This is a genomic window from Mycobacterium sp. E2497 (assembly GCF_001668695.1).
GTDB lineage: Bacteria > Actinomycetota > Actinomycetes > Mycobacteriales > Mycobacteriaceae > Mycobacterium.
On the sequence record NZ_LZKD01000034.1, the window covers coordinates 22,917 to 39,095 of the forward strand.

Below are 16,179 nucleotides of genomic sequence, written 5' to 3' on the forward strand. Positions count from 1 at the left end.
AGCAGGCGACGGGATAATCCTAACCGCCCTATGGTGCTGGTGGATGCACTTCTTCTGGCGGATCGATGTAGACCGCCTGGATGACCTCTTTCCCGTCTGGAGCGACCAAGAATGCTTGCCCCGGGGGGCGGCGTTTGACCTGAATTTCCCGCGACGGGAAATCCTGCTTGTCGCCCGAGAGGAACAAGGTCGGGGACCCGGCGCCGTAAGCTGCGCCGACGAACTTGTCCATAGTCGATTTGTATGCGTAGCTCATTTGGCAAGTGACAATGATGTGCAGCCCGATATCTGTGGCTGCGGGCAATAACGGCGCCAGCGGTCCCATCGGGGGCATGCCGCCGGCGGCGGCCACGATCATGTGCCAGTCGTCGACCAAGAGAACCACGTCGAATCCGGTCCACCACGAGCGTGCCCGCAGCTGGGCGGTGGTGAGATCGGCCGGCGGTAACCGCTTCTTCAGGTTGGTCGCCAACGCTTTGATGGCCTCGTCGAGCGTGGTGCTGTTGCGGTTGATCGCCCCCGCGTCAAGCAGATGGCTGTCCGGTACCGCGTCCAGCAGCCCGGAGCGGTAGTCGGCCAACATGAACCGCACTTGTTGTGGACTGTTGCGCGCGCAGATGGCCCGTGCGATTGCGTGCGCCGTCCGTGTCTTGCCTGACTTGGCCGCACCGAAGATCAACAGGTGCGGGGTCGTGTACATGTTGGCGTAGGCCACCGACAGGTCCGCTTCGCGCAAGCCGATCGGAATCGTCCAGCGCGTGCGGTAATCAGACTCCGGACCGGGAGGGTTCGGGTCGAGTTCGTGAAGGTAGATCCGCTCCGGCAACACCCGGACGCGGGGCGCCACGTCGGTGTGATGGGAAGCAATCTCGTTCACGGCCGCCGTCATCGCCTCGACCAGGTTGTCCGCGCTGTGCACGCCGTCCAACCTCGGCACGCCGATCATCAGGTGGTGCTTTTCCACCGACATCGCGCGGCCCGGTCGATTCGCTGGGATCTCGCGCACCGTGCGGTCGATCTGGGTGTCATTGACGTCGCCGAGCCGGAACTCGATCTTGGTCCCCAGATAGTCGCGGACGCGTGACTTCAACTCCGTCCATCGCGGTGTGGTGATCACGGTGTGGACGCCGAACGACAAGCCCTGTGAAGCCAACTCCTGGACTGGAGCTTCGAGGTCGGGGAATTCGGCGACGAAAGCCGGCCACCCGTCGATGACCAAGAAAACGTCGCCGAACGGGTCGTCCGCGACGGGCTGGTTAGGGTCTTCGCGCAGCTGCCGGTACATCGCGATGGAGCCCACCCGGTGTTCCTTGAAGGTGGCCTCGCGTTGGCGCAAAACGGCCTGCACCTCCGCCACCACCCGCATGACCCTGTCGGGCTCCGACCGGGTCGCCACCCCGCCGACATGGGGGAGGTCGTCCAGATAGATCAGGCCGCCGCCCCCGAGGTCGATGCAATAGAACTGAACCTGCCGCGGCGTGTGGGTGGCGGCGGCCGACATGACCATGGTTTGCAGCAGGGTCGACTTTCCCGTCTGCGGCGCGCCGCCGATGGCGATGTTGCCGCCGGCTCCAGAGACGTCGACGCCCCACACGCCCTGCAGGTGCCGGCGCGGCTCGTCCATGATGCCCAGGGGGAAGCGCAACGTGTGGCGCTGGTCATCCTGCGCGACAAGCTCGTTGAGCGGCGTCGGATCCTTCAGGGGCGGCAGCCACATCTTGTACGCCCGCGACTCCGTAGTGCTGAGTTGGTCCAGCACCACTTCGCTGAGCGCCCGTACCTTGGGTTCGACTGTCACGACGTCATCACCTCGTCGAGGACGGGCGCGGCGGTGAATTGGTGAATCCGCAGGTTCTTGGATCCGGCCTGCGGGCTGGCCCCGTTGCCGTCGCCGTCAGGCTCGTCCCGTTTCGGCGGAATGTAGGGAGCGCCGGTGTAGAGGGTGCTGAACTTGACCGGATCCTCCATACCCACCCGCAGAAAGCCGACGCCACTCTCTTTATTGGTGATGTACTGCGCCTCCGGGGTGCCGATCACCATCTTTGACTCGTGAGAGCTGGTGGTGCGCAACGCGATGCGGTATGTGAGGTTGGGCTCGAGCTTGTCGATGCGGGCCCCTCCGGTTTGCAGTGACTGGGTGGCCAGCAACAGGTGCACGCGCAACGAGCGGCCCACGCGGCAGATCCGGTCGAAGAGATTGATGAAGTCGGGGTGGCTCTGCAACAACTCGGCGAACTCGTCGACGACGACGAAAAGCGTTGGTAACGGGGCTAAATCGGCACCGCGTTCGCGATACTTCTCATATTCGGCCACACCGGACAGCGCACCGGTCGCACCCACCTGTATGCCGGCCTGTCGCAGCAGCGACTGGCGCCGGTCGAGTTCCCCGGTCAGCACCTCACCCATCCGGCTCACGAGCTCGGCTTCCTCGGCCATGTTGGTAATCACCGCGGCGGTGTGCGGAAGCTTCTCCATGCCCAGGAACGTCGACCCGCCTTTGAAGTCGGTGAGCAGGAGGTTGACCTGATCCGGATGGTGCATCGCCACGAGGGACAGGATCAGCGTGCGAAGGAATTCCGACTTCCCCGACCCGGTCGTCCCGATGAGCATGCCGTGCGGTCCGCCGCCGAATTCGGCGCCCTCTTTGATGTCGAGGTACATGATGTTGCCGGTCTTGAGCTCGTGACCGAACGGGATCTTGAGGCGATCGCGGTCCTTGTCGGTGTACATCCGCCAGCGCGCGGGCGTCACCTCCTCGACGCTGTGGGCTCCCACCAGTTGATGCCACTCCGTGGCGACCTTCTTCTGGGTGCCAATGTTCTTCTTGTCGATGATGGTGCCGGTGATGGACCAACCGGCCAGCTTGCGCGCGATGCGGGCGGCTTGCCGCGGGGACAGGCCGTCGGTGCGCGCCGTCACCTGGCGGAACGACTGGCTGGGCAGGCGGTCGTCCGCGGTGCCGTCGTCGGCCACCCGGATGCGGTAGTTCGAACCACGGTGGTTGCCCAAAGTGATGACCGTGACGCCGGCCCTGCCGTCCGGCGGGAAGCCGGCCTTCCCGCCGGTCAGGTCCACCACGACGACGTACGGGCCGCCGGGCAGCGCATCGGGTGAGTGTGGGCCACGCGCAGCGAGATCGGACAGCCCGTCGGGTCGGGTGTAGATCATCCTTGCCGGGCCGGCGCTGTCGGTGTCGGTCGGATGCTGAAGGTGCGGTAGCCATTTCAGCCACGACCAGTCCGGATCGTCGGGTTCCTCGGTGAGCACCCGCAGTTGCAACAGGTCCGGGGGATGAAAGACGGCGAGATGGCACACCATCGCCGCCAGCAAGGCAGCCGACCCCCCCGGATCGCCGCCCACGGCGATCGTCGGAAAGGTGCGCAACTGCACGAGTTTCGGGCAGTCGTGGATCAGGCCATGGGTGCGCAAGAACTTGACCGCCCACATGTTGGCAACCGGTTCGAGGTATGGCTGCGGCGCCGCGGTGGGGCCGGCCAGCTCGCCTCCGGCGGACGGCTTCATGAGCCGGTCCACAGCCGGCTGGTCGCCGATTCCGATCCGCGTGGCGGCGTAGAAGTCGGCGTTGGCCGGGCGTGACCACTGACGCGGCGTACCGACGATGGACAGCAGATCGTCTGGATGGGGTGCGTGGAAGCTGAAGAACGCCACTTGCGCACTCGCCGAAGAGGTCACCCTGCGACGCAGTCCCGCCAGGTACCGAAGGTATTCCTTCCGGTCGGCATTGATTTCGGGCACCTTTTTCCCGCCACCGCCGCCACCGCCGGCCACCATGCTCAACGACATCATGATCATCATCAGCGGCATCATCAGCATGTACGGCGAGAGCGCCCGGGTGCCGGTGAGCACCATGATCGCGATCATGCCGAGCATGCAGACGCCCATGACGTACGGAAGCGCTTTTTGAATGCCCGACGGCGGGATGTCGACGCCGAGGTCTTCCGGTGGGGTGAGGCTGATTTCGCCGGGCGTCAGCCGAGGACCGCGGGCGACCGTAGGGGTGAACTTCTTGGTCGTCATGAGGCCGCTCCTGGGGCTGCGCCGGGCAATTTGCGGGGGCTGGGGTCAGTCGGCAGCGTGTCGTGCTCCAGCAGAGCCGCGTCTTTCGAGAGCACCGGCCCGTCCACGAGCAGGCGAACGATTTCCCACGGAGCGGTCTTGGGCGACGGGAGGCCGAGCGACGACGCGGTCTGCTGATCGGGCACGCCGTAGCGAACCCCTTGTGGGTCAACGTAATACAAAGACTCACCGTACCGAGGATCCGGTGACTGTAGCTGCACGAATTTCCCGCCATCTATGTAAACCGTTGCGGAGCCTTGAATCTGCTTGATCCCGGTGGTCATCGCTGACGCGGGTATGGGCAGATGGCGGCCGGTCAACACCGCGGTTCTCGGCGCCTGCTCACCGGGCTTGCGTTCCCACATCCAGCACAGCGTGGGGTCGTCCGGCCGCGAGACGATCTTGATCGGCTCGTCGGGCAAGGGCGAGTTGTACACCAACTCGGGGATGTTGACGATCAGGTTCGGAGGCAGCGACGGAGGAACCACCAGCCCGTACGATTGATTCGCGCGCAACGCAGCCGCCGTGTTGGCATTCACGGGCGCGACCCCGTCCTGCATCACGACGAAGTATCTCAGGCCGAGGGTCGTGTGCAGCTGTAGCACCGAACCGATCACCAGCTCATCGGGCAGGCCCAGGGTGTTCGGGGCACCCGCGTTGGGGACGGGAGGTAACTGCCAGGAGCCGGCATCGGGCAGCGCGTTGAACATAGCGGTGGAGAGGGGGCTGGGCTTGGCGGTGCCGCGGATGCCCACCGCGAACGTCATGGGGCGGTCGCTGAGGTTGGTGGCGTGCCGGCCCTTGGCGGTGATGACCCAGTCCTTGCCTTGATACGACGCCAACAGCGCCTCGCTGGGCAGGATCGGGTCGATCGCGGGATGCTCGATTACCACCGGCATCGCGATGATTCCGGTTTGCACTGTGGGATTGGCACTTTCGGCCCGCACGACGGTATCGCACAACGTCCAGGCCGAGGAGGAATCTGACGACACGGGGGTGGCATAGGGGGCGCCGGGGATCCCGATGGACTGGCCCTTCGGCAGGCGGTTCAGCTCGGCGGACTTGACCGTCGCGGGTTCGGCCGGGTTGCCCAGCACCAGCCGCGCCGAGGTCAGGTTGTAGACGGGATGGAGTTCGCTTCCGACCTTGAGGTAAAGCTGGTTCGTCCCGCGGTCCACGAACAGGTTGCCGTTACCCAGTTTGCCCTGCGGTTTGAAGTAGGCCATCGCCAACGCACCGACCACGATCAACACCGAAACGACGACGCCGAGCGACACCGACCGGCTGTAGAACTGCAACGGGTCGTCGAACATGCGGGTGTCGCGCCGGACGATCGCGTGTTCTAGACGCCGGAGCAAAAAGCGCCAGCCACTGACTTGCACCTTGGTCGTGAGCCGGAAACTCGCCATACGTCACTCGACGAGGTTGAGGCGTCCGTGCACGGCCTCGATCGCCTCGGCCATGTCCTCGCCGTTGATCTCCCTTAGGCGATCCTCGTCGAGGCTCTCGAAATCGACCGCCCGGGTCAGGCGGATGTCACGGTATTGTTCCCCCGCCTCCACGAGCTGTCGCGCGTAGCGGCCGTTGCCGGCAATGTCGAGCGCAGGCTTGCCGCGTACCGTCCGCTGACTGAGCAGCTTGGCCGCCGCCAGCAGGTTGTCCTCGGCTTCCGCGCTCAGGGCGGAGTCGTTCCCGGCCGCAATGACTTTCGCGATTTCCAGGATCTCCTCCGGGGAGTAGGAGTCGAATTCGATACGGGTGGCGAACCGGGACCGCAACCCCTCGTTCGTCTCCAGTAGCCGGTCGATATCGGAGCTGTAACCGGCGATGATCACCGCCAGTCGGTCCCGGTCGTTCTCCATCCGGGCCAGGAGGGTGTCCAGCGCCTCCTGGCCGAACGGGTCCGTCCGTCCATCCCGTTCCTGTACGAGGGCATAGGCCTCGTCGATGAACAGGACGCCGCCCAGGGCGCGATCGATGGTCTTGGTGGTCTTCACCGCCGACTGCCCTTCGTATTCGGCGACGAAATCTTTCCGTGCCGTCTCGACGAGTTTCGGTTCCGGGATGACGCCCAGCCCCGCCAGGATGTTGGCCACCACCCGCGCGATCGTCGTCTTGCCCGTACCGGGCGGTCCGGTGAAGATCATGTGCTTGCTCGGCTGTGCCACCTTCATGCCACGGGCGGCCCGAACCCGCGCCATCTGCGTGGCGGCGCGGTACCGCTCGACTTGGTCCTTGACGCGGCTGAGCCCGATCTGCCGCTCCAGCTCGGCTTCCGCCTCGGCGAGCAGCTTCTCCCGTCCCGAGGTGTCGGCTACGACAGTGGACGCGTCCCAGGGGTCGGTGCGCGCGGCGATCTGTTCGGCGCTGGTGGTTTTCAACCGATACGACGGATCCTTGAGGGCGGCAGTGACTTTAGGCTCCGGGTGGGTGGTCTGCAGCCACTCCAGCAGCGCCACCGCGGCCTCTTCGTTTCCCTGTCCGCGGCGCGTCATCGCCAGATACCAGGCGATGGCGCGCGCACATGCCTCGCCGGCAGGCGACGCGTTAGCCTCCGTGAGCCGGCGCTCGGCTTCGGTAAACAGACCGAGGTTCGCCGCGGCGACCCCGTGCGCGACGCCGGCCGCGGCCGCCAGGAACGCGTCCGGCCATTTGCCGGCGCCGCGGACCTCTTCGATCACTTCCGTCCAACGTTGCGCCTCGCCGTAGACCACCGCCTTGACCCAGGACAGCAGGTGCTCGGCGCCGGTCGCTGGACTTGCCTCCAAGGCCTCCATGGCGTCGGCGTAATTGCCTTGGGCCGCTTCACTTACCGCGAAACCCAGGGTGATCGCCAGCGGCGAGTTGACCGGGTAAGTGATGTCGCCGTATAGGCCACCGATCGCGATCCGGGCGTTGACGGCGTTCATCGATATCTGGGCGGCCCCGGCCAGTTGTCCGAAGTTCGTGCGGGAATACCAGGCGCGGAACAGTGTCACCCGATCGGTGTCACCGCAACGGATGCGGCCGATCCACGCGTCGCAGGCCGACTCGTCGTAATTGGTGATCTCGGTGAACAGGTCCAGCGCCCGTGCCTCCGAGATGGGCAGCATGCCGACCGCACTCTCGAACAGGCCGGCCAGCTGTGCGCTCATTTGTCGGTTTCGTCATTCGTGTATCGGGCGGCGAAGACCTCTGCCTGTGCCATATCGGCCTGCTCGGCCGTCGGCAACGGATACACCGCGTCCATGAACTCTCGGATGACGTCGGTGTCGGCTATCCCGAGCTGGTCGAGGCTTTCCGTCACGGTTTGATCTTCCTGCAAGAACGTGCGTTGGCCTGCAAGCCCTTTTTGCCGGGCCAGGTCTGCAAGGACGAGAACCTCTTCTGCGAGTTCCGATTCGGTCATGTTGGTCACCTTCGGCGACAGGGTGACCCGCTGCGTCCTCCCGTCGATGAGCGCCGACACCGACACCGTATCGGGGGGATTGGTCACCGTGAAGAGCGCAAGACCTTCTTCTTCGTCTTCTTCTTCGTCCTCGGCCTCGGTCACCGAGGCGATGGCCGCCAGCTCCGTTTCGCTGTCATCGGGTTCTGTGGGTGCGTACTCATCGAACGCGTCGGCGGGCGTTTCCTCGAAGCCGTCTTCGGTGAAGGAAAAATCCAGGGCATCGGAGTGATGTAGGCCGTGATCGTCGGAGTCGGAATGGTGCGCGGAGAAGTCGAGGGCGGAGAGGTCATCATGGTCGTCGTGCTGGGGCATGAAGGTTCTTCTTTCTGGTTTCCGTACTGAATAGATAACGGCAGAATCAACCCCGGTACGAGGCTTCGGCGGCTCCGACGTGATCGAACCAGCTGCCCGCGGGGAGGAACTCGAGCAGCGCCTCCAAGGCGCGCTGCAGATTCTCCTGCGTGCCGGGAAGGAAACTTCCGTACAGCTCGCCGCCGACGCGACGGGGCAGCGACACCAGCCGGCCCAATGCCGAGTCGAGGACACCGGCGGCCACGTCGGTCTGCGTAGACGTGCCGCCTGGGTGGCGTTGGCCGGCGGTGATTTCCACCCAGCTGCTCGGGTTGGTGATGATCTCGGCGTAGATACGGGCCGACGGTGCCTCGAGGCCGTGTGCGGTCAACTGCGCCGCGGTGGTGCATTTGGCGAGTTCGTCGGCGAGGCCCGTCAGCGGTTCGACATTGGCGGGTTCGGCAGTGCCCAGCACCGTGGTCACCATGCCCGCCAGGCCCACCTGAGGAGCCACCAGCTGCAGCACCAACAGGTCGCCGTCTCGCGCCGCGATGACGTGACGTTCGTCCTTGCGGCACACCGCGAATCGCACCATGACACCGCCGACATCGCGCCGCCACCATCGGCCCTCCAGCGTCCGGTCGGGCCTGCTGAGGGTGTCGACCATCGCCGCCACTGTCGGGTGAGGCTCACCGTTTTGATCGAGCACCCCCTGCGCGGTGAGGTCATGCTGCACCTGGCTCCAGACCAGGTTGCGCAGGTCCTCTTGTGGGATGTTTTGCCGGATCCCAAGCGCGGTAGGGAAATCGACCAGGTGTAACCGGTCGGCGATGACCAACATCCCGTCGATGGTCACCTCCACGCCGACGACGTCATCGACGAGGCCGGCGCGACCGCCAGTGAGGGGACCGGACATGATTAGTTGTCGAGCATTTGGCTTTTGAGGTTGCCGCTCAACTCGCTGTCGACGCCCTTGTACGCCGCTTTGGCGCCGCGCAGTTTCGCGGCGAGTTCGTTGGCGGCGGCCGAAAGGTTTTGCCCGGCTGTGCGGCGCGCACCTTCGGCGCTGCTGAACGCACCGTTGGAGCATCCGCTGATAACACCGTGGGTCACCCACACCGCGACGGTGAGATTGGAGGTTGCACCGGCTGCCTCCCCCGCGACGCCCTTCGCTGCATCCTGCTTGCCCGCCAGCGTCTCCAAGTAGTCCGGTGTGACATTCAATGCGGCCATTGATGTTTCTCCTGTTCTATCGCTATGGCGTTGGCTTGCATTGGTTTTGATGCGTCACGGACATCACAGGACGCGGCCGGGCCTGTCGGCCCCAGCCTCGGCACCGGCCTCCGCGACTTCTACGGGAGCTCGTTCGGCACCGGCTGCGCCCGAGGCGGCGCCGGCCTCGTCGGCGGCCTTCGCGGCGGGTGCGTCGCCGGCCGCCCCTTGGCCTCTTGCGGAGGCCGCGAGCTGCTGTGCCTGTCCCACTGTCTGGCTTACCGTCTGGCTTACCTGGTTCACCGGCTGGGACAACGCCGACGAGGCTTGGGCCATCTGCGCCGTCTGCGCGGGGCTGGGTGGCGCGAACGCCGGTGCCGCCGGCGCCGTTTGACTCGGAGCCTGCGCCGCCGCGTCAGTCGAGCTTGTCGCGTGAGCTTCACTGGCGGCGTCCAGCAAAACGCGTTGCGCCGGCGAAGCGGACTCGCGGCCCAAGCTGGTGTTGGCCAACGATTGGATCGTCGGGGCGGCGGCGAAGGCCGACAGCCCGTCGGAAACGGCCGTGAAGCTGGAAAGCTGGGACGCGGTCTTCGCCGCCACCTCGCCCTTGATCTCGCCGAACGTGCCTGCCATCTCGGTTTGCGCCCTGCCGGCGAGCTCGCCATAGCTGATGGACAGCGCGTCGACCGAGTGGGAAATCGACATCGAATTGGACAGCGTGAACATCTCGAACGCGAAGACCGATGCGCATGCCCCGAAGGCGGCCACGATCTGGAACGCGCACGATATTTCCGGGCCGGTGATGGGGATCAGGTACAGGGCCATCGCAACGCCGAGGCACGCGGTAAGTACCAGGGTCGATACCGTTACGCACATGTGCGCCTGCTTGACCTTGCCGGCCTGATCGGCCACCAGGTTCTTCATCTGCTTGTCCAGTTCTTCCATCTGCTGCACAAGTGATCTCAGCGTGTCGTTCATGGCCTTATAGGCGTCGGCTGCCTCACCGGTCCAGCGCAGTTCGTCCGGATTGGCCGCTTCCAGATTGAGCTTGACGTTCTCGTACTTGTCTTTGGCGGTGCTGAATGCGGATCCCGTGTCCGGGGACGAGAGCCCATTAAGTAAGTCCACGAGGAAGATCGCCAACATAGCGCCGTCGATAATCGCCGTCGGCGTCGGCAGCACCTTTTTCCCGACTTTATCCAACGCGTCCTTGAGTCCGGTTTTCGTCTTGGCGAAGTATTCGACAGCCTTGCCCGCGGCGGCGGCGCCGCCCGCTGCCGCGCTGACCCAGTCTCCGCTGTAGGCGGCCCCGCCCGCGCCTTGAAGTCGTTGCACCACGGTCGCCAGAGAACTTCCACCTGCAAGCCAAGCCACGTCGATTTCCCTTCACGCTGGTTGCTCCCATGCTGGTCGTGCGCACGGTGAGTCGAGCGTAACAGCGCACCAACCCCCCTCGATGCACGAATTTTGTAATAAGCCAGCGGTTTCGAAGCGGTCGGCTGGTGCGGTCCGCGGCGAAGATTGCGGCACGGTTGCCGGGCGGTGAACGATTGGATCAGGCCAGTCCCACGGCCGCAGCGGATCTGGGCGACGAACGCCCGACCGTATCGGACACCACGTATCCGCGGTTCCTTGCGGCACTTGCCTGGCGGTCGTAATCGGGCCTTCGCTGGCTGCCGGAGGACCGCGCAGTGCGATCGCGAGATGGCCTGAGCCCCAGTCGGATTGGTTTACCCGAACGGGTTTGACGGTCCCAGCACGGCGACCACTTGGCATGCGAATCGACCTGGCACAAGAGAGGCGATGGCCCGTTCCTGCGTCCGCGTCGCAAGTGCGTCCGCTCGCACGCCGCTCCGTTTCGTGCGGTTGCCCCGGAAGCAACGAGCCACGGCCAGACACGGCCTACGGCTGCGTGTGGTCCGACGCCCGGGCCGACTCTGTCGCATCGGGTATTCCCGGCCTCAGCGACGCGGGTTGGACGCGCCACATGGCGGGCGATCATGAGGGCTGCGAAGCGCCGCAAAGTCGCGGCGAAATAAAGGGCGCGTCCGGCCTTAATGAATTTCGCCGATCAACCTTTCCAGCGCTGCGGCGGCGTCGTCGGTTAATGGGTCGCCCGCTTCGGCGCGGACAACATCCTCCTCGCGCACGCCGGCCGCCTGTGCTGTCTCCTGGGCGGACAGGTTGGCCTGCCGCCGCATCGCGTAGAGGCGCGGGGCCAATGGCGCATCCGCGGCGCCGGCGGCGAGTGTCATGAGTTCGTCGTAATGCCGGCGAACCCGGGCGAGCGCCTTGATCAGTTCAGGGGTCATCGTGCTGATGCGGGCCGCCCGGACCGCGATCGTCTCCAGCTGACGCAGATCGAACAGGATGGGCTCGACCCGCTCGATGAACTCCGGATCGTGGACCGCCGGCAACGCGGCGATGGCCAGGCTGCAGCCGTCGACGGCGGCGACGACCGCCTGCGCGATGAGCGACTCCGCGCTCTCGGGTCCGGGGCCGGCGGCCGACCGCCCATCGGGAACGCTGTCCTGCCGAGGGGCTGCCGCGGGCATGGTGCCCTCCTGGCGGATTCGCGCGATCGTTCCCGTGGGCCACTGCAACACTTCCTCGAGCTTCGCGCGGGTCCGCTCGCGGGGCCAGCTGCGTCCCTTCTCGAAAGCGATGAGAGCGCCCGCGTTGATGATTCCGTCGGCCGCCAGGCTGCGCTGGCTGATGTCGAGTTCGCGGCGGCGGGCGGCGGCGGCGGCCCCGGCACGAACCAGGCCCGGGTCCATATCGCTGGTCTGGGAGCCGGTGTGGCGCTCATTCGACTCGCCGAGGCCTTGTCGCCCCAGTGTCTCCGATGGCCCAGTCATATCGATTCGACATTCCCCCCGCTGGACCGGCGAACTCCGCACGATCGTTTCCCTGCTCGCCGAGCCGACGGACTGTCGCCCGGCGCCGAGCCGCCTGCATCCCCGGTGATTCCTCGCTTGAGAACAGCGCGGCGGACTCTCCGTCCTGCCGATTCTAACCGTTGCACCCCGGCATTCCTATCGCAGATGCTACGTTTCTCGGCCGTCAGAACTGTGAAATGGTCCGCGGGCGGATCTCCGAGAAGCCGGCCCACGCTACGGTTGGGCGCGCAACGACAGCCGCCGCACGCGACGGCCGAGGGTGGGATATCTGCAGCCGGCCGCGCGGGTTCGACCTCTCCGACATTTTTACTTACCGGTCATGCGGTTGCCGCTTTCGAGTGCTTAACTACGCATGTATCAAATAAGGTAGGTCGCGCAGGAGTCACGTGTTCGGAGGCTTAACTGTGGCGTTGCAGCGCTTCGTGCGCTGCGGCCTGTGTTGCACGGCGGGCACTGCCGCGATGACTCGTGCCGGGACGGGAGAATGACCGCGCCCGAGCACGGCTTTTGGCAGGGGGCGTGCACGCAGGATCCTGAGCGTTGGACGACGACGCCTGACGCCGAGGCCAAAGCGCTCTGCCGAAGGTGTCCACGCCGGTGGGCGTGCGCCCGGGAGGCGTGTGAGCTGCCTGGGGCCGAGGGCTTGTGGGCCGGTGTAGTGATTCCCGAAGGGGGGCGGGCCCGGACCTTCGCGTTGCGCCAGCTGCGCTCGCTTGCCGAGCTGCACGGGTATCCGGTGCGCGAACACAGCGCTTCGACGAGGTCGGCGTAACGGCGCGCCCGCTACGGTTGGCCCGGCGCGGCTCCACGTGCCCACCGTCAGCTGAAGACCCAGTTCACGCACCCGTATCGGCCGTCGCGTGGGCGACTCGCCGACACTCGCGGCTTCGGCGGCAGCGACATACCGAAGCGCCATCTGTGAGGGATCACTTCAGTTGCGGACAGAAAACTGTTGCATTGAAACGGTTAGCGCTATAGTTTGGTGAGTGTAATGCAGGACCCCGCTATGCCAGAAGGGCGCGCGACATGACCGCAGCAGTTTCGTACAACATCCCGCTCGGCGCCTGCACGCAGGATCCCGACCGCTGGACCACCGCCCCCGACGCCGAGGCGATCGCCCTGTGCCGGGCCTGCCCGCGCCGCTGGATGTGCGCGCGGGATGCCGTGGAGTCGGCCGGCGCGGAAGGCTTGTGGGCCGGAGTGGTGATCCCCGAAGGCGGCCGCCCACGCGCGTTCGCGTTGCGCCAACTTCGGTCCCTGGCCGAGCGCAACGGATATCCGGTGCGCGAGACCGCGAAGTCGGCCTAGGCCCGGCCCATGGCCGCCGATTGTGAACCTTCGGCGACCGGTGGTCGCCGAAACCGCTGCGGCGCTTTCTCTTTGGGGCGACCGAGCAGGCGGCCGTCAAGCCGGCTCGAAGCGGAAGACGGCGAGCCGTCCCGCCAGTGCTTCGAATTCGTCGGCCGTTCCATCACGCACCATCCCGGACCGTTTGGCGAACGCCACTCCGACGGGGACTTTGGCGGGGAATTCCCGCAGCACCGGCCGGGCTTCTCCGGCGGAGAGTTCGACGATCCGGACTTCCTGTGACCGCAGGCCGCGGCTGAGAACGCCGGTGCCCGCCGCCCGGGCGTTCGCCGCCCAGTCGGCGCCGGGATAGCCCGCCACTACGTACATGTCGCCCTCGAATTCGAACGGCGTCATCGGGGTGCTGCGGGGCCGGCCCGACTTGCGGCCGGGCACCGTCAACACCATCGCCGGACCGGTGGGAATCCCGAGCCGTTGGACGGCCATCATCACCTTGTTCATGGGTTTGAGGTAGCGCGGCGGACGCGGTTGTGACATGTCGTTCTCCTTATTCATTTCGCGACGGCGAAGACGGCTCGGTGCTCGGCGACCCACTGGGCGAACGGCCGCGCCGGGCGCCCGAGGAGCTTCTCCACGTCGTGGGTGATGAGTGCCGGTGCATCGAGCGTCGCGGCCAGCATGGCGATGTAGGCATCGGCGAAGCCCGCGGTGAAGCCCAACGCGAGGAACCGCTCGCGCACCGCGCTGGTAGGAATCTCCCGATATTGCAGCGGGCGACCCAGCACGGCGCCGATGACCTCGACGAGCTCCACGTTGGTGAACGCCTGGGGACCGGTCAGCGGGATCCGCTGGCCGACAAGCTCATCGGTGAGCAACGCCCGCGCCGCGACCTCCGCGATGTCGGTCTCGACGATCGGTGCCGTCGATGCCGCGGCGTATGGCCCGAAAACCACATCGCCCGCGCGGATCTGCGCTGACCACATGCCGGCGAAGTTCGTCGCGAAGACGGTGGGCCGCAGGCTCACCCACGCCACGCCGGAGTCGACGGCGAGCTGTTCGACCTCCCTGTTGCGGTCCCCTCGGAAGCGGGACGGCTGGCGGGCGAAGTTGTCGTCGGCGTTGATCGCCGAGAGCGCCACCAGTTTGGTGACGCCGGCGCGCACGCACTGGGACACCACTGCTTCCAAGTCGGCGCCCAGCGCACGGGAGTTGAGGAACACCGCCGACGCGCCCGGCAGCGCCTCGGCCGCCGAGCGTGCGAGTTCGACGCCGGGCGCAAGCCCGGCGGTCTCCGGCGTGCGGGTCACCGCCCGCACCGACGCTCCCGCGCCGGCGAGCGCGGCGACGAGAGGGCGCCCTACGTTGCCGGTCGCCCCGGTTACCACGATGGTCATGGCATGGCTCCTTTCGGAATTTTCTGTGCTGCTCCAAGGACGGGGCGAAAGGTGGAAAAGTTACCCGCGAGAACCCGTAACTTTTTGCCGCAGCAGATCGTCGAAGAGTCATGAACCAGTCGCAGTCAGCGGACGACCAGGTCGCCGAGGCCTGGCGTCGTCACCGCCCGTATCTGGTCAACCTCGCCTACCAGATGCTTGGGGACGTCGGTGACGCGGAAGACGTTGTGCAGGAAACCTTTCTGCGCCTCTCACGGACCGAGGTCGGCGAGGTCGAGGACGTCCGGGGCTGGCTGACGGTGGTCGCAAGTCGGCTCTGCCTCGACCAGGTGCGTTCGGCCCGCGCGCGTTACGAACGTCCGGGCGAGGTCCAAGAGCTGCCCGCGCCGCACCGCTGTGACCCGGCGGACCGGATCACCCTCGACGACGAGATCCGCTCCGCTTTGCTGGAGGTCTTGCGCAGGCTCAGCCCCGCGGAACGGGTCGCCTTCGTGTTGCACGACGTGTTCGGCGTCCCCTTCGACTCGATCTCGGAAACGGTGGGCCGCCCGGTCGGCACCTGCCGTCAGCTGGCACGGCGCGCGCGGGCCAAATTCCTTGCCGCGCAACCCAAAACCAACGCGATCGCGTCCGCCGAGCATCAGCTCGTCACCGACAAATTCATCACCGCGTGCGCCAATGGTGACCTCGCCGGGCTGGCCGCCGTGCTGGATCCGACGGTGTGGGGCGTGGGCACGATCCTGGCCGACCCGGCGCCGCCGCCACAGATCAACCACGGTCCGCAGGCGGTGGCCACCAACCTGCTGCGCTACCTGTGGCCGGACGTGACACTGGTCAGCGGCCCCGCCGGGGGGCCGGCCCTGTTGGCCTTCAGCGGCCGCCGCCTGTTCGCCGTCATCGTGCTCACCGTCCGCGAGTCCCGTGTGGTCAAGATCGAGGCCATCGCCGACCCGTCGGCACGGGCGGGTCAGGTTGCCGAGCGGGCCTAGCCCGTCCGTCGGTCCTCGGCGCGAGCCGCGAAGTACTCCGCGATCGTCGCGGTGACCTCGAGAAACTTCCGCCGGGTCGCCGCGGCCATCTCGTGGCTCACGTCGATGACGCCGCCGGGCCGTAGGTGCGGGTCGAAGGGCACTTCGATCACCGGCCGGCCGTGATCGATGAACTCGCGCGCCAGCAACGCTCGGGTGCGCTTGTCGGCGTGGCCGTCCGAATCGTTGAGCACGACGATGCTGTTCTCCAGCAGGCTGTCGAAGCCCTGGTCGGCTAGCCACTCCATGGTCCTGGCGGCGGCGTTCGCGCCGTCCGCCCACGGCGAGGACACCACGATCAGCGCGTCCAAGTCGCGCAGCACCTCCTGGGTGACCGGCGCGTCCATGGTCGAGCCGCAGTCGATCACCGAGATCGCGAAATGGCGGTCCAGGCGCAACGCGGCCTCCCGGTAGATCGCGGGGTCGAGCACCCGGCGCGGACCGGACGCCGGCTCGCCGCCGAGCACGTGCAGCCCGGCGGAATTGCGGCCCACCCGGGCAACCATGTCGCTGAAGGACTGCAGGTTCTTGTCCGCGGT

The 16,179-nt window shown here is 66.4% G+C and carries 15 protein-coding genes; 3 read left to right on the forward strand and 12 right to left on the reverse strand.

Annotated features, from left to right (window positions below; translation table 11 throughout):
• Positions 1 to 28 precede the first annotated feature (28 nt).
• The 9 genes from eccCb to A5713_RS02790 all read right to left on the reverse strand — a co-directional run bounded on the left by eccCb (position 29) and on the right by A5713_RS02790 (position 11,868).
• Positions 29 to 1,798, reverse strand: coding sequence for a type VII secretion protein EccCb (gene eccCb, locus A5713_RS02750; RefSeq protein ID WP_068092268.1), 1,770 nt, complete (start codon positions 1,796 to 1,798; stop codon positions 29 to 31).
• On the reverse strand, positions 1,795 to 4,038 hold the full coding sequence (gene eccCa, locus A5713_RS02755; RefSeq protein ID WP_068092269.1) for a type VII secretion protein EccCa: 2,244 nt from the start codon (positions 4,036 to 4,038) through the stop codon (positions 1,795 to 1,797). The genes eccCb and eccCa overlap by 4 nt, the downstream gene beginning before the upstream one ends.
• The gene (eccB, locus tag A5713_RS02760; RefSeq protein ID WP_067917011.1) at positions 4,035 to 5,486 is read right to left on the reverse strand and encodes a type VII secretion protein EccB; all 1,452 of its coding nucleotides are present in this window, start codon (positions 5,484 to 5,486) and stop codon (positions 4,035 to 4,037) included. Before eccB ends, eccCa begins: the two co-directional genes overlap by 4 nt.
• A gap of 3 nt (positions 5,487 to 5,489) precedes the next feature.
• Positions 5,490 to 7,211 carry a type VII secretion AAA-ATPase EccA gene (eccA, locus tag A5713_RS02765; RefSeq protein WP_067917013.1) on the reverse strand — a complete coding sequence of 574 codons (1,722 nt, stop codon included), beginning with the start codon at positions 7,209 to 7,211 and terminating at the stop codon, positions 5,490 to 5,492.
• On the reverse strand, positions 7,208 to 7,819 hold the full coding sequence (locus A5713_RS02770) for a hypothetical protein (protein ID WP_067917015.1): 612 nt from the start codon (positions 7,817 to 7,819) through the stop codon (positions 7,208 to 7,210). The genes eccA and A5713_RS02770 overlap by 4 nt, the downstream gene beginning before the upstream one ends.
• 46 nt (positions 7,820 to 7,865) lie before the next feature.
• Complete coding sequence (locus A5713_RS02775) at positions 7,866 to 8,714, reverse strand: ESX secretion-associated protein EspG (RefSeq protein ID WP_067917017.1); 849 nt, start codon at positions 8,712 to 8,714, stop codon at positions 7,866 to 7,868.
• 2 nt (positions 8,715 to 8,716) lie between these two features.
• Positions 8,717 to 9,031: an ESX-1 secretion-associated protein gene (locus A5713_RS02780; RefSeq protein ID WP_068092271.1), complete on the reverse strand. Its 315-nt coding sequence runs from the start codon at positions 9,029 to 9,031 to the stop codon at positions 8,717 to 8,719.
• 63 nt (positions 9,032 to 9,094) lie between these two features.
• Complete coding sequence (locus A5713_RS02785) at positions 9,095 to 10,348, reverse strand: EspA/EspE family type VII secretion system effector (protein WP_068092274.1); 1,254 nt, start codon at positions 10,346 to 10,348, stop codon at positions 9,095 to 9,097.
• A 716-nt stretch (positions 10,349 to 11,064) separates the two neighbouring features.
• Positions 11,065 to 11,868, reverse strand: a complete 804-nt coding sequence (locus A5713_RS02790) for a transcriptional regulator (RefSeq protein WP_369804357.1) — start codon at positions 11,866 to 11,868, stop codon at positions 11,065 to 11,067.
• A gap of 526 nt (positions 11,869 to 12,394) precedes the next feature.
• On the opposite strand from A5713_RS02790, the gene A5713_RS27215 reads away from it, so the two are divergent.
• A complete protein-coding gene (locus A5713_RS27215; protein WP_082972736.1) occupies positions 12,395 to 12,682 on the forward strand; it encodes a WhiB family transcriptional regulator in 288 nt (95 codons plus the stop codon).
• Positions 12,683 to 12,936: 254 nt separating this feature from the next.
• On the forward strand, positions 12,937 to 13,218 hold the full coding sequence (locus tag A5713_RS02795) for a WhiB family transcriptional regulator (protein ID WP_067917026.1): 282 nt from the start codon (positions 12,937 to 12,939) through the stop codon (positions 13,216 to 13,218).
• A 96-nt stretch (positions 13,219 to 13,314) separates the two neighbouring features.
• Here the strand turns inward: A5713_RS02795 and A5713_RS02800 are convergent, their stop codons facing one another.
• Positions 13,315 to 13,755 carry a nitroreductase/quinone reductase family protein gene (locus A5713_RS02800; RefSeq protein WP_067917034.1) on the reverse strand — a complete coding sequence of 147 codons (441 nt, stop codon included), beginning with the start codon at positions 13,753 to 13,755 and terminating at the stop codon, positions 13,315 to 13,317.
• Between the two features lie 14 nt (positions 13,756 to 13,769).
• Positions 13,770 to 14,612: an NAD(P)H-binding protein gene (locus A5713_RS02805; protein WP_068092279.1), complete on the reverse strand. Its 843-nt coding sequence runs from the start codon at positions 14,610 to 14,612 to the stop codon at positions 13,770 to 13,772.
• A gap of 110 nt (positions 14,613 to 14,722) precedes the next feature.
• Between A5713_RS02805 and sigI the strand changes: the two genes are divergently transcribed.
• Complete coding sequence (gene sigI / locus A5713_RS02810; protein ID WP_068092282.1) at positions 14,723 to 15,601, forward strand: RNA polymerase sigma factor SigI; 879 nt, start codon at positions 14,723 to 14,725, stop codon at positions 15,599 to 15,601.
• Here sigI and A5713_RS02815 read toward each other — a convergent pair.
• Positions 15,598 to 16,179 (reverse strand): MinD/ParA family protein (locus A5713_RS02815; protein ID WP_197516277.1); only part of this gene is annotated, 582 nt, incomplete at its 5' end. The genes sigI and A5713_RS02815 overlap by 4 nt on opposite strands.

What these genes read in the sequence shown, in the direction of transcription:
- eccA (WP_067917013.1), bottom strand. Translation starts at nt 7,211, where the DNA reads ATGAGCGCACAGCTGGCCGGCCTGTTCGAGAGTGCGGTCGGCATGCTG.
- A5713_RS02770 (WP_067917015.1), bottom strand. Translation starts at nt 7,819, where the DNA reads ATGCCCCAGCACGACGACCATGATGACCTCTCCGCCCTCGACTTCTCC.
- A5713_RS02790 (WP_369804357.1), bottom strand. Translation starts at nt 11,868, where the DNA reads ATGACTGGGCCATCGGAGACACTGGGGCGACAAGGCCTCGGCGAGTCG.
- A5713_RS02800 (WP_067917034.1), bottom strand. Translation starts at nt 13,755, where the DNA reads ATGTCACAACCGCGTCCGCCGCGCTACCTCAAACCCATGAACAAGGTG.
- A5713_RS02805 (WP_068092279.1), bottom strand. Translation starts at nt 14,612, where the DNA reads ATGACCATCGTGGTAACCGGGGCGACCGGCAACGTAGGGCGCCCTCTC.
- A5713_RS27215 (WP_082972736.1), top strand. Translation starts at nt 12,395, where the DNA reads ATGACCGCGCCCGAGCACGGCTTTTGGCAGGGGGCGTGCACGCAGGAT.
- sigI (WP_068092282.1), top strand. Translation starts at nt 14,723, where the DNA reads ATGAACCAGTCGCAGTCAGCGGACGACCAGGTCGCCGAGGCCTGGCGT.
- A5713_RS02775 (WP_067917017.1), bottom strand. Translation starts at nt 8,714, where the DNA reads ATGTCCGGTCCCCTCACTGGCGGTCGCGCCGGCCTCGTCGATGACGTC.
- eccCa (WP_068092269.1), bottom strand. Translation starts at nt 4,038, where the DNA reads ATGACGACCAAGAAGTTCACCCCTACGGTCGCCCGCGGTCCTCGGCTG.
- A5713_RS02795 (WP_067917026.1), top strand. Translation starts at nt 12,937, where the DNA reads ATGACCGCAGCAGTTTCGTACAACATCCCGCTCGGCGCCTGCACGCAG.
- A5713_RS02780 (WP_068092271.1), bottom strand. Translation starts at nt 9,031, where the DNA reads ATGGCCGCATTGAATGTCACACCGGACTACTTGGAGACGCTGGCGGGC.
- eccB (WP_067917011.1), bottom strand. Translation starts at nt 5,486, where the DNA reads ATGGCGAGTTTCCGGCTCACGACCAAGGTGCAAGTCAGTGGCTGGCGC.